The sequence below is a fragment of the Yersinia enterocolitica genome (assembly GCA_002082245.2).
GTDB classification, from domain to species: domain Bacteria; phylum Pseudomonadota; class Gammaproteobacteria; order Enterobacterales; family Enterobacteriaceae; genus Yersinia; species Yersinia enterocolitica_E.
Window position 1 is genome coordinate 258,546 of sequence record NBTC02000002.1, and the last position, 12,028, is coordinate 270,573.

Sequence of the window (12,028 nt, forward strand, 5' to 3'; positions counted from 1 at the left end):
CACTTACCCGAATCACTTACTTGAGTAAGCTCATCGGGATTCATTTGCTTGCCGCCTACCTGCAACTCCAATGACTTTGGGTAAACCCTTCGGCCTTGAAGTTGCAGCGGTGTTGGCTGCACTCACTTACCCGATTGGAATTAATGAGCCTCACTCTTGAGGCTCACCCTGTGAGCGCGCTAAATTAATCCTGCTGTGCCAAACGTTTTACACTCTCTTTCGCGCCAAATTGTTGCAAGCTGAGGTAAGCCTCGGTGACTGCATCAACAAATACCGACTGCTGTGGTAAGGACTCACCAAACAGCGACTTCAGTGAGAGCAAACTCTGTACCCGGGCCACGCCATCTTCACTGCTGGCGACACATTTTTTAAAGCTGTCAGCCATCGGATCACGGATATCTATGGCCTGGCCGTTATCGTCGATCCCTCCTACATAGCGCATCCAACCGGCGATACCTAATGCCAGACAGCGATAAGCGCCGCCATGTTGTAAATGCCAACGCACGGAATCGAGCATCCGTTGTGGTAATTTTTGGCTACCGTCCATGGCAATTTGCCAGGTGCGATGCTTTAACGCCGGGTTGCTGTAGCGCTCAATCAATTGATCAGCATAGGCATTAAGATCCACCCCGGTAACGCGCAAGGTTGGGGCCTGTTCATCCATCATCAGGCGACGGGCGGTGAGGCGATAGTTACTGTCGGCCATACAATCATTAATATGTTGATAACCGGCGAGATAACCCAGATAGGAGAGGTATGAGTGGCTACCGTTTAACATGCGCAGCTTCATTTCTTCGAATGGCAAGACATCATCGACCAATTGTACTCCAGCCACTTCCCAGTCCGGGCGGCCCGCGACAAATTTGTCTTCAACTACCCATTGAATGAACGGCTCACAGGCAATACCACAAGGGTCTGCTACGCTCAGGGTATCGGCAATTTGTTGCAAGGTTTCAGCGGTGGCAGCTGGAACAATACGGTCGACCATAGTATTAGGGAAGGTGACATGTTGACTGATCCAACTAGCCAGTTCTGGGTCTCGGGCCATAGCCAGGCCGAGGACGGCATTTTTCACGACATGGCCATTTTCTGGAATATTATCGCAAGAAAGCACAGTAAAAGGTGGCAGGCCGCGTGAGCGACGTAAGCGCAGGGCTTCTACCAGAATACCGGGAGCGGAGGTTGGCGCATCGGGTATCGCCAGATCTGCGCGGATAAACTCATTTTGCAGATCCAATTGGCCGCTACCCGGTTCGATGCAGTAACCTTTCTCAGTAATCGTCAGTGAGACAATCGCCACTTGTGGTTCGGCCAATTTTTCCAATACTTGGATGATGCCATCTAATCGGGCATGGACTGACTCGCATACCGAACCGACAATAATGGCCTGATTACCTTGCGCCCCTTTTTCCAGCACTGAGAATAGATGATTCTGTTGGCGTAAATTTTGAATCAAAACGTCTCCACCAAACAAGCTGACTTCGCAAATGCCCCAGTCGCCCCCTTGTTTATTTAACACCCGGTCAGTGAGCAGTGCCTGATGGGCGCGATGAAATGCACCAAAGCCAATGTGAACAATGCGGCTTTTCAGTGCTGTTCTATCATAAGTAGGCTGCTGTACGGTTGAGGGAAGGGGGCTGTTGGCAATGGTGTTCATACGTGGCTCCAAAATCATTCACCCCACGATTATTACAAAGGGGCTGACATAAAAGGTGGCAAATAAAAAGTTGTTAGACCAGTTTTAGTCGGCTGTTTGTAGGAAAGAAGCCACACCATACTGACCATTTTCTTTTGCTCGTTGCCATGAATATCGGCTTGCAGTGTAAAGCCATATGACAGAAAATAAAATTGGTAAGTCCAATATTGGTTATATTCGTGAGGTGGATCAACCAATGAGGTTTTGCTTTTTGACACCCGGCGGTTAAAAAGTAAGGATAAAGCTGAGTGATACCTCTTGGAAATCGGTATAACAACATTTTTAGCACCTGAACAGTTTACGCAGAGAAGGTAAAAATAAATGGAACAAACATGGCGTTGGTATGGCCCGCATGATCCGGTGTCGCTGGATGATATCCGTCAGGCGGGTGCAACTGGAGTAGTGACAGCATTACATCACATCCCGAATGGTGAAGTATGGCCGGTGAGTGAGATCAAGCAACGTCAGGCAGAGCTTGCCGCAAAAGGTTTGGTGTGGTCGGTAGTTGAAAGTGTCCCGATTCATGAAGAGATCAAAACGCACAGTGGCAACTATCAGCAACATATTGAAAATTATCAGCAAACGCTGCGTAATCTGGCTGCCTGCGGTATTGATACCGTGTGCTATAACTTTATGCCAGTGCTCGACTGGACACGCACAGATCTGGAATATCAACTGCCAGATGGTTCCAAAGCATTACGTTTCGATCAGATAGCATTTGCTACCTTCGAACTGCATATCCTTAAACGCCCTGGTGCGGTGAATGATTACACTGCGGAAGAACAGGCGCAGGCAGCAGATTACTTCGATGCGATGACTGAAGCGGATATTGCCAAGCTGACGGGCAATATTATTGCTGGTCTGCCGGGGGCTGAAGAAGGTTATACACTGGATCAATTCCGTGCACGTTTGGCGGAGTATGACGGCATCGATAAAGCGCAACTGCGTGAAAATATGGCTCACTTCCTGCAAGCCATTATACCGGTTGCCGAACAGGTTGGTCTGCGTATGGCGGTACATCCCGATGATCCACCGCGCCCAATCCTTGGCCTACCGCGGATTGTTTCCACCATTGAAGATATGCAGTGGCTGAAAGAGACAGTTGATAGTATTCATAACGGTTTTACTATGTGCACCGGCTCTTATGGGGTGCGGGCTGACAACGATCTGGTGAAGATGATCGAAACCTTTGGTGATCGTATTCATTTTACGCATTTACGCTCGACCTGCCGCGAAGGGAACCCAAAGACCTTCCATGAAGGCGGCCATCTGCAAGGCGATGTGGACATGTATTCCGTCGTCAAAGCCATCTTGACCGAAGAGCAACGCCGCCAGACTGCCGGTGATATGCGTCCGATCCCGATGCGCCCAGACCACGGTCATCAGATGCTGGATGATTTGCATAAGAAAACCAATCCGGGCTATTCGGCGATTGGCCGTTTGAAAGGGTTAGCTGAGGTGCGTGGTGTGGAGTTGGCGCTGAAGCGGGCGTTCTTCCCTGAGCTAAAATAACCCGCCATCTTTCAAACTGCAGGTGTGTTGGCTGCACTCAATAACCCGAATCACTTACTTATGTAAGCTCATCGGGGTTATCTTGCTTGCCGCCTTCCTGCATCTTGAAATCTATAGGGTATAAAACAGTTAAGGGCCGGATTTCCGGCTCTTAACATATTGAAAAATTAAGAATATTGGGTATTATTCAGCGCGGCCCATATAACGGCGTTCTGCAATATGAATACGGATTTTCTCACCCGGGCTGATATATTCCGGCACCTGAATAGATAAGCCGGTGCTCATCACAGCAGGTTTGTTGCGAGCACTGGCCGATGCGCCTTTAATGCTTGGGGCGGTATCAACAATTTCCATATCAACGGTCTGCGGCAATTCCAGCGCCAATAATTGACCATCCATCGTCAGAACCTGCATGCCTGGCATGCCCCCTTCAGGAATAAATAACAGCTCTTCTTCGATCTGTTCTTTTTTGAAGTTATAAGGGGTGAAATCTTCATCATCCATAAAGATGTATTCGTCGCCATCGATGTAAGAGAAATTCACTGATCGGCGGGTCAGGGTGATGGTATCGAGGATCTCATCGCCTTTAAAACGCTCTTCAACTTTTAAACCGGTCCGCACATCAGAAAACCGCATTTTATACAGGGTACTTGCGCCACGGGCGCTTGGGCTTTGCACATCAATATCTTTCACCAGCAGTAACTTGCCGTTGAGGTTGACCGCCATACCACGTTTTATTTCGTTAGCTCTAGCCATTTATTAACCGCCAATCAGGATTGAAGATAAGTTGCGACAAGTTACTCGCGCCGCCAGTTTCAGGCAAGCAAATATCGCCGCCATATTTGAAGTTGCTGGGGGTATTCGCTTGCGGCCTGGCGGCAACAGTAAACGCTTTGGAGATAGCGCTAAAAAGAGTGTTATTCCGGTGTAAAAATGACCCTATTGATAGACCGGTAACCAGCCCAATAGTGCGGCAATATGGGTAATGGCATTGATCAAACCAAACAGGATGATAAAACCAATCATCAAACGCCCGCCGGGAGCACGATAAACAGCCAGTGGGAAGCGTTTACGGCTGGCCCGCGCCATCAGCGCTGGCACAATTACCGCCCAAATGGTAGCCGCTAAACCGGCAAATCCAATGGCATATAAGAAACCATTCGGGAACAGCAGCGCACCGAGGGTCGGTGGCACAAAAGTGATCAGTGCTGATTTAGTCCGCCCGTTACGGGTATCACTAAATTTAAAGAAGTCGGCGATATAATCAAACAACCCCAGAGATACCCCAAGGAATGAGCTAGCCAGCGCCATATAAGAGAAGGCATTGAGTAACTGGCTGGTGGCCTGACTGGTCGAAATGGTGTCCATCTGTTTTAGCAGGCTACCGATGTTGCCACCGTCAGCAATCACCTGTTTGAAGGCGTCACGGGCGATATTACCTTGAATAGCATACTGCCATAGGACATAAATGATTAACGCGATCAGGGTGCCGTACAGCAGGCTGCGCACCACTGCTTTGCTGTCTTTGTGGTAGTACTTCACCAGCCCCGGTACATTACCGTGATAACCAAATGAGGTCAGTAAGTAGGGCAGTGCGGCCAGTGCATAAGGTAAATAGTGGGCGCTGCTATCAGTTTGATTGAATAGAATGGCACTTTGTACATGGCTAAACATGTCACCAACCGACATGACAAATGTAATTACCATTCCGCCGATTAATATCGTACTTAAGCGATCCACTGCGCGGGTCGATAACCAAACGATAAATGCGACCAATAACACAAAGATAAAGCCAGCACCGGTCTGACCAATCCCCACGACATTTTGCAGGGTGTGAGAAATGATTGAGCCACCGGCGGAGATATAGGCGTAGGTCAGGATGTAGAGCACAAAGGTTATCGACAATCCATTGATGGAACTCCAGATCTTACCCAGCAGGTCTTGTACCATGGTGTGAAAGCTGGCCCCGGCGGGGTAGTTCAGGTTAGCTTCCAAAATCATCAAGCCAGAAATCAGCATACAAGCCCAGGTATAAATCAGCAGTATTACTGAGCCGCTGAACCATACCCCGGCTGTGACGATTGGGATTGAGAACATTCCCGCACCTACAGCGGTTCCGGCGACTATCATCGCTCCGCCAAGAACGGAAGGGCGTGATAACGGTTGGGATACATCCATCGACATCGGTAACTCCAAATATCCTTCATCTTTGCCGCTACAGCAGAATTTGTTGCCTTGCTGTAACGTTAATGACGCGGGCTATAAATGATAGGTTAGTGGTTCTTTTGTACTAGCTTAATGGTACATGTTGGCGAGGATTCTGTAAACAGACGAATATACTCATGCCGATCATATGATCAGTGATTAGTCTGGTAATGGTATTAACTTGTGATTGAATATCGTACAAACTGGGATTGTAACGGTTAAAAAGTGAACTGATGGTGCGGAGGTGAAAAGCACCGCCTATGGCATGGATCGGTTATTAAACCGCCGAGCAAGGATAGTGCTGGTAGTTAATGGGGGTGATTGCTATTGTCTGCTGTTATTCCACCAGCCTACAGGAGCCTGCTGATGGACTGTCGCTCAGATTGCGGTGCCTGCTGTATTGCTCCTTCTATTTCCAGCCCGATCCCCGGTATGCCATTCGGTAAGCCTGCCAATACCCGTTGTCTGCATTTGGATGAGACTATGCGTTGCGCCATTTTTCATTCCCCTTCTCGCCCGGCAGTATGTGCCAGCTTACAAGCATTGCGGGAGATGTGCGCTGATACCCGAGAACAAGCGTTGGTCTATTTGATTAAGCTGGAAGCGGATACCGCCCCTTCGTGATAGAACGGGCGGCATTATTACGACAGGTCTGATAGGCGCGTTACTTCATATTAGTCATCGGTGTTGCTTCGATGACGAGTGTTTCCAGTGGTTTTAGCGTAACAATCACCGGCTTACTGTAATCGAGTGGCAGAGTTGCATTGGTGCCATATACCGTTTTAAGTGTGAAGCTCGTTGCTTCGCCGCTCGGAATTTCGAAGTTTTTAGTGAGATCTAAATAGTAACTTTGTTCTTTGTCGGATGGATTACGCAATCCAAATACCGCTTTATCTTTATTCCATGAGGCCCAGCCATAAACGTCCAGTGCCGTAGGGTCACCGCCAATCCAATGGGTATCAACCAGCACATCGCTATTTTTCCGTGACCATTTAGCGGCGGTCGCCAGCGTATCCCATTTGTTGTTATTTAACATGGACGGCGTGATGTAAAGCTCTTGTAGTTGGGTTCCCGTTGCAAAGTAGCTCCAGACCTGATCAGCAAAGTCATGGTCGGTCTGCACTTTTTCCAACCCAAAATAGGCATTTTCCGCGCTAACAATGCCGTGGTACATCAGCGAGTTTATCGGGAATAGCGGGCCTTTGCGCACGATGGAACGGTAGGTTTCAGCATCGCGGTAGGTCATCCATTGCTGAGCGGGGGAACCTTTGCCAAACAGGTTGATATCATCGCCCTGACGCCAGATAGCGTCCGCGTAGAACAGCCATGAGGGGCTGGCATCGGTGCCGGTGGTCAGGTTGATAAACAGATCTTTATTGGCCTCGCGCATGTTTTTAATCAGCTCGATGGAGGCGTCAAAGTCAGAGGCGAACTGGCTGCCTGGGATATACGAATTGGCGTTGCCCATACCGTCTAGCTTGAAGGAGGTGATATGTTCGTTTTTGATAAGCTTAATGATTTGCTCATTAAAATTACGGAAGTAATTGGGGCCGGAGAGTGCGAATTTCCCATCAACGGTTTCGAAGCCGTTTTCTTTGGCATGTGAGACGCGAATATCGCGCGGTTTGTTATAGCCTCCCCAAGGTGACAGCCATAAACCTACCGAAGTATGTAAGCTGTCAGCTTTCTGTTTCACTCCGCCGAATCCCTTACTGAATGCTGGGCCGAACAGCCATTTACCGGTGCGGTCATCCCAGCCGTCATCCAGTAGAAAACCATCAAGTTTTACCCCGCGTTTTTTAATCAGTTCGTCGGCGTAGGTATCCATCCGGTTGAGTACTTCTTGCTCGGTGTAGGTGGTGAAGAAACCAATATCCATCCAGCTATTGTAGTGAAGGTAGGGTTGATATGGGCGCGCGCGCATGCTGTTGATAAATTGGTTAAAGCTGCGACGCAACTGGTTGTTTTCTTCAAACGTGCCGAAATACAGGGTGAAGCTGACGGGCGTCTCCATTTTAATCGGTGTTTTTAACGCGACATTCAGATTAGTTGTTGTTTCATATGCATAGGTATTGACGATCGGTTTTTCCGGCAGAATAAAGAAGCTGTCAGCGATAATGGGGGAGCTATTAATTGCGCCGTCCACATAAGGTGCCTGGGATTGCCCTTTGGTTGGGAAGAAGGTGATTTTCGCAACATCCCGTGCCTGACCTTTGGCCTGAATACGGTAGTCAATACTGGCGTATTGACCTTTTAGTACGTTGAGCACCACGGTGACATCAAAATCTTTATGTTCATAGTCGATATGAATTGCATCATCTTTTTGGCTGACATTTTTAATTTTAAAATCGGCTGCGTGAATAACCTCTTCGTTGGGCAGTGTTAGAAAGAACAACTCCACCGGCGCAAGCTTGTGGCCTGAAAGCTTATCTTTCATCACCACCGCTGAGTTTGTATCGTCAAAAGAGAGGGAGATTTTATTGTTATTCAGCAAGTATTCGGAGGCAAAGGCGCCATTGCTCATCAGCAATAATAATAACGAGCTCTTTATGATTGTTCTCATACGATATCCTTGTTATTTGAGGTCCAGAAAGGTTATTTGCATTTTGAGTCGGTGCTTTGAGTCTGATAATGATTAGAATTCATGATGTTACCCGACGGTAGCCGGGCAACATTTTGATGACACAAGATTTATAGCGAGGTTTCAGTTTCGGGGATTAACTTATTAGCTGATCCACAGACGATGATTTTACTGCGCACGACGTCTTTCATGGCATCCATACCGACGCGCATGTAATAGCGTGGGTCGTTACCTTCCGGGTTATCGCCAAACCATTTTTTCACCGCCGCTGCGAAGGCGATTTTCAACTCAGTTGCTACGTTTACTTTGCAAACACCCAGTTCAATGGCTCGTCTGACATAGTCATCAGGGACATCGCTTGCACCATGTAGAACCAATGGAATATCGACGGTTTCATGGATTTCTGCCAGGCGCTGGAAATCAATTTTGGGCCGTTTGGCGTACAGGCCGTGGGCTGTTCCGATCGCAACCGCGAGGCTATCGACACCGGTAAGTTCCACAAAGCGACGCGCTTCTTGTGGGTCAGTGAGAAAAGCACTCTCCTCATCGACATCCATATCGTCTTCCACCCCCCCCAGACGCCCTAACTCAGCTTCAACGCTACAATCGTGGCGATGACAAAAATCGACAACACTCTTCACCAGAGACACATTCTCAGCAAATGGGAAGTGGCTGCCGTCAATCATCGCACTGCGTACACCGGCGTTGACCTTGCGGCTGATATCGTCCAGTGACTCGTGATGGTCGAGATGCAGCGCGAGCGGCATGCCATAACTTTCAGAGTAGGCTTCGCACAGTGCGTAGATTTCTTCAAAAGCGATGTGCTTAAAGGTGCCGGGCGTACCTGCAAGGATCACCGGTGATTGCATCTCTTTGCAAACTTCTAGAATGGCCTGAATGGTTTCCGCGTTATGGATATTAAAAGCAGGTACGGCGTAGCGCCGAGCCTGCGCATCCTGCAAAAGATATTTGGTAGAAATAATGCTCATGTAGTGATCCTCTCAGCCTTTCCAGGGATGAATAACGACGCCTTTCACTACACGGTTTACCGTGCCGCTGGCGGAAGGCGTGTCGGGGGTGATACCTGCTTTGATAGATTCGCTGAGAGCGAAAATCTGTGTGTACATCAGGAAGCAGAACGCCTGTTCGACATCAATAAATTCTCGGGCTGCGGGTAACAAAATATGCGGGCCTGCGTCGATTTCTGGGCTGGATTCGGCACAAATCGCTACGACGCGCATCGCTTGTTGGTCGCGGCGCAACTCAGCCAGCAAATCGAGGTCGTATTGACGGGTATAAGGGTGGCTTGAAACAAACACCACAACCAGCGTTTCAGCGTTAACCAGTGATTTTGGTCCGTGGCGAAAGCCGGTGGGGGACTCATAAAACGCCGCTAATTTACCAGCCGTTAGCTCCAGCACTTTCAGTGCTGATTCGCGCGCCACGCCTTGTAATCCGCCACTGCCGAGGTAAACAATCCGTTTAAAGGGAAGGTCACCAAATACGGCAGTGCTAAAGTCGCCCTGCGAAGCAACTATCTGCTTACAGCGCGTTGCTACATCCTGAAAACTGGTGCTGTTGATGACCTCGGGGGCGAAGACAGCCAAACAACTGGCCATCATGGTGCTGATGCTACTGGTCATGGCGAAACCACGGTCATGGGTTTCGGTTGGCATTAACAGCGCCAGTGCGTTATCACTTTTCAACGCATTGTGATACAAGCTGCCGGCTTCATTGCAGGTGATGACCAGATGGTGGCACTGGCTGACGAGTTGGTTGGCTAAGTCCACTGCGGCGACGCTTTCAGGGCTGTTACCAGAGCGTGCAAAGGAGATGAGCAGTGTCGGGCGCTGGGGAGATAAATAGTCAGCAGGGTTAGTAACGAGGTCTGTTGTGGGCACTGCGACAAAATTTCTCTCGCTATGGCGCGACAGCCACGGCGCAATAATATCGCCGATAAATGCTGAGGTACCGGCACCTGTCAGGACAATCTGTAGGTCAGATGTTTGCAGGAGCGGCGCAAGGAAAGTGTCGATATCGTTACGTTGACGTTCAATGTTTTTTAACGATCGGATCCAGCTTGCTGGTTGCTGGCGGATCTCTTTTTCAGTCCAGGTTGATGTGCCGCAAGTACCGGCAGATTGGGTTTCGCTCATAACTCAGTCCTTAGTAGTACATATTCAATGGGTCAGTACAAAGTAGAACATGACAATCTTTCGTTTCATTTCATTTCATCAATTTTATGTCTAAGTGAAAATCTATAGAAAAGAAAACGAAAGGTCAATATAAGAAAAGTAATAAAACGAAAAACGTGATCTGAAAGTGGGCTTTTTGTTTTTATTTTATTGATTTATATGAATATATTATATTTATTTAATAAGTGAGCTAGAGCATAAAGAAAGGAAAGGAAAGGTTTGTGGCGGAATTGGCCACAAACCAAAGTGATATATAATGAAAGGTCTACAGGGCGATTCGTTGTCCATCAATCCAAATGGTTTGTAGCATGAGCCGCGAATCAAGCGCGATAATGTTGGCTCGTTTGCCTGCCAATAGAGAGCCGTATGTGTGGTCAAGCCCCAGCATTTTGGCAGGGTGCAGCGAGGCCATATGAATTGCATCCGCAGCAGGTACACCCACGTTATTGACCAGATTTCGCACCGCTGCATCCAACGAAAGTATACTTCCGGCCAGCCCGCCAGAGGCAGTACGGACAATACCCTGTTGCATTGTTACTGGATGACCGCAAATCGCATAGTCACCATCAGGCATGCCAGCCGCGCTCATCGCATCGGTTATCAGCAATATTCGAGGCTTGGCGCAGCTACAGCAAAGGCTCATTACTGCGGGGTGAACATGGTGACCATCTGCTATCAACTCAAGCCATGCTCGCTTATCGGTGAGCCCTGCGCCAACCATGCCGGGATTACGGTGATGAAGACCTGTCATACCGTTAAAGCAATGCACCAGTCCATCGGCTCCCACATCAAACGCACGAATAGTTTCTTCATAGTTCGCCGCGCTGTGGCCGAGCATGACCTTTATCCCCTGGCTTTTTAGATGCTTAATTGCCGCCAGCGCACCCGATTTCTCAGGTGCCAATGCCACAACACGTAATGTGTTTTGTGACACGTCAATCAACCTATTTAGCTCGGTAATGTCCAGCTCACGGAACAGCTCCGGTGGATGTGCCCCTTTGTTCTGCGGGGTGAAGTAAGGGCCTTCAAGATAGCTACCCAACACCGTCGCACCTTGTCCACCTTGATGGTAGCGCTGCGCAATACGCCGCAGTGCACACTCTATTTCCCCAAGGGGAGCGGTGACGGTGGTCGGCAACCAGCCACCCACCCCTTCGCGTGCTTTATACAATGCCAACTGATCCAGTATCTCTGGCGAGTCATCCATGACATCGACACCATCACCGCCGTGGACATGAATATCGATATAGGCTGGGCACAGTAGTTCAACGTCGCGCAGCGTAACCCCTGCGGGGATTGGCTCGATGGCCACGATGGTGTTGCCATCTATGTGTAACTGATGATCGTCGAGCCAGCCATGCTCGGTTAGCACCCGTCTGGCCCGCAACAGTGCTGTCATATTCCTTCCTCGACAGGGGCGGCTTCGCGATAACGGCCCATTTCGTCCACCAAACTGGTCAACCCTCGGTGACCACACTCTAGCGCCTGAAGGCGAAACTCTTTACTACTGAGGCCATCGCGCTCCAGCACCATCTCCAGCAAAAGCTGTAGATTTACTCCGGTGATCACTTCACGTTCTGCTTTCTGCATTGCCAGCGTCGAGGCCACTCGGAAGGGGGTACCTCCGAGCAAATCCGTCAAAAAAATTAGCCCTTCTTTTTCATCCAGATTAGCTAACGCCTCTTCAAACTGAGCGGTAAGCAGCGCGGTGGAGGAGCTTTCAGGAAAATCGATGGCTATCACTTGCTGTTGTTCGCCAAGTATTTGTTTCATCGCTTTTTCCAGTCCGGTGGCAAACCCACCGTGACCGCTAAGAATAATGCTTAACATGGAGTTTCC

At 49.1% G+C, this 12,028-nt stretch carries 10 protein-coding genes and 1 pseudogene; 2 read left to right on the forward strand and 9 right to left on the reverse strand.

The annotated features are described in order from the left end of the window. Nucleotides 1-184: 184 nt before the first annotated feature. Both A6J66_002530 and A6J66_002535 read right to left on the reverse strand, forming a co-directional pair. Nucleotides 185-1,657 (reverse strand): fructuronate reductase, encoded by a 1,473-nt coding sequence (locus A6J66_002530; GenBank protein PNM23161.1) that lies wholly within the window; start codon nt 1,655-1,657, stop codon nt 185-187. A gap of 73 nt (nt 1,658-1,730) precedes the next feature. Continuing rightward, a pseudogene (locus A6J66_002535) lies at nt 1,731-1,914 on the reverse strand (hypothetical protein). Between the two features lie 103 nt (nt 1,915-2,017). On the opposite strand from A6J66_002535, the gene uxuA reads away from it, so the two are divergent. After that, nucleotides 2,018-3,208 (forward strand): mannonate dehydratase, encoded by a 1,191-nt coding sequence (uxuA, locus tag A6J66_002540; protein PNM23162.1) that lies wholly within the window; start codon nt 2,018-2,020, stop codon nt 3,206-3,208. A gap of 183 nt (nt 3,209-3,391) precedes the next feature. On the opposite strand, the gene A6J66_002545 is transcribed toward uxuA, so the two are convergent. Both A6J66_002545 and A6J66_002550 read right to left on the reverse strand, forming a co-directional pair. Then, entirely contained in the window at nt 3,392-3,964 is a 573-nt protein-coding gene (locus tag A6J66_002545) for an elongation factor P-like protein YeiP (protein ID PNM23163.1), read from the reverse strand. Nucleotides 3,965-4,147: 183 nt separating this feature from the next. Further along, nucleotides 4,148-5,392, reverse strand: a complete 1,245-nt coding sequence (locus tag A6J66_002550) for a tryptophan permease (GenBank protein ID PNM23164.1) — start codon at nt 5,390-5,392, stop codon at nt 4,148-4,150. A 387-nt stretch (nt 5,393-5,779) separates the two neighbouring features. On the opposite strand from A6J66_002550, the gene A6J66_002555 reads away from it, so the two are divergent. Further along, on the forward strand, nt 5,780-6,037 hold the full coding sequence (locus A6J66_002555; GenBank protein ID PNM23165.1) for a hypothetical protein: 258 nt from the start codon (nt 5,780-5,782) through the stop codon (nt 6,035-6,037). Between the two features lie 40 nt (nt 6,038-6,077). Here the strand turns inward: A6J66_002555 and A6J66_002560 are convergent, their stop codons facing one another. The 5 genes from A6J66_002560 to A6J66_002580 all read right to left on the reverse strand — a co-directional run bounded on the left by A6J66_002560 (nt 6,078) and on the right by A6J66_002580 (nt 12,019). Beyond that, the gene (locus A6J66_002560) at nt 6,078-7,976 is read right to left on the reverse strand and encodes an enterotoxin (protein PNM23166.1); all 1,899 of its coding nucleotides are present in this window, start codon (nt 7,974-7,976) and stop codon (nt 6,078-6,080) included. Nucleotides 7,977-8,104: 128 nt separating this feature from the next. Beyond that, nucleotides 8,105-8,983: a tagatose bisphosphate family class II aldolase gene (locus A6J66_002565; protein ID PNM23167.1), complete on the reverse strand. Its 879-nt coding sequence runs from the start codon at nt 8,981-8,983 to the stop codon at nt 8,105-8,107. Nucleotides 8,984-8,995: 12 nt separating this feature from the next. Continuing rightward, nucleotides 8,996-10,150, reverse strand: a complete 1,155-nt coding sequence (locus tag A6J66_002570) for an SIS domain-containing protein (protein ID PNM23168.1) — start codon at nt 10,148-10,150, stop codon at nt 8,996-8,998. Between the two features lie 304 nt (nt 10,151-10,454). Further along, nucleotides 10,455-11,588 carry an N-acetylglucosamine-6-phosphate deacetylase gene (nagA, locus tag A6J66_002575; protein ID PNM23169.1) on the reverse strand — a complete coding sequence of 378 codons (1,134 nt, stop codon included), beginning with the start codon at nt 11,586-11,588 and terminating at the stop codon, nt 10,455-10,457. Further along, on the reverse strand, nt 11,585-12,019 hold the full coding sequence (locus tag A6J66_002580) for a PTS N-acetylgalactosamine transporter subunit IIA (GenBank protein ID PNM23170.1): 435 nt from the start codon (nt 12,017-12,019) through the stop codon (nt 11,585-11,587). Before A6J66_002580 ends, nagA begins: the two co-directional genes overlap by 4 nt. Between the last annotated feature and the right edge of the window lie 9 nt (nt 12,020-12,028).

Coding starts and splice junctions, on each gene's coding strand:
- A6J66_002530 (PNM23161.1), bottom strand. CDS start 1,657: ATGAACACCATTGCCAACAGCCCCCTTCCCTCAACCGTACAGCAGCCT.
- uxuA (PNM23162.1), top strand. CDS start 2,018: ATGGAACAAACATGGCGTTGGTATGGCCCGCATGATCCGGTGTCGCTG.
- A6J66_002545 (PNM23163.1), bottom strand. CDS start 3,964: ATGGCTAGAGCTAACGAAATAAAACGTGGTATGGCGGTCAACCTCAAC.
- A6J66_002550 (PNM23164.1), bottom strand. CDS start 5,392: ATGTCGATGGATGTATCCCAACCGTTATCACGCCCTTCCGTTCTTGGC.
- A6J66_002555 (PNM23165.1), top strand. CDS start 5,780: ATGGACTGTCGCTCAGATTGCGGTGCCTGCTGTATTGCTCCTTCTATT.
- A6J66_002560 (PNM23166.1), bottom strand. CDS start 7,976: ATGAGAACAATCATAAAGAGCTCGTTATTATTATTGCTGATGAGCAAT.
- A6J66_002565 (PNM23167.1), bottom strand. CDS start 8,983: ATGAGCATTATTTCTACCAAATATCTTTTGCAGGATGCGCAGGCTCGG.
- A6J66_002570 (PNM23168.1), bottom strand. CDS start 10,150: ATGAGCGAAACCCAATCTGCCGGTACTTGCGGCACATCAACCTGGACT.
- nagA (PNM23169.1), bottom strand. CDS start 11,588: ATGACAGCACTGTTGCGGGCCAGACGGGTGCTAACCGAGCATGGCTGG.
- A6J66_002580 (PNM23170.1), bottom strand. CDS start 12,019: ATGTTAAGCATTATTCTTAGCGGTCACGGTGGGTTTGCCACCGGACTG.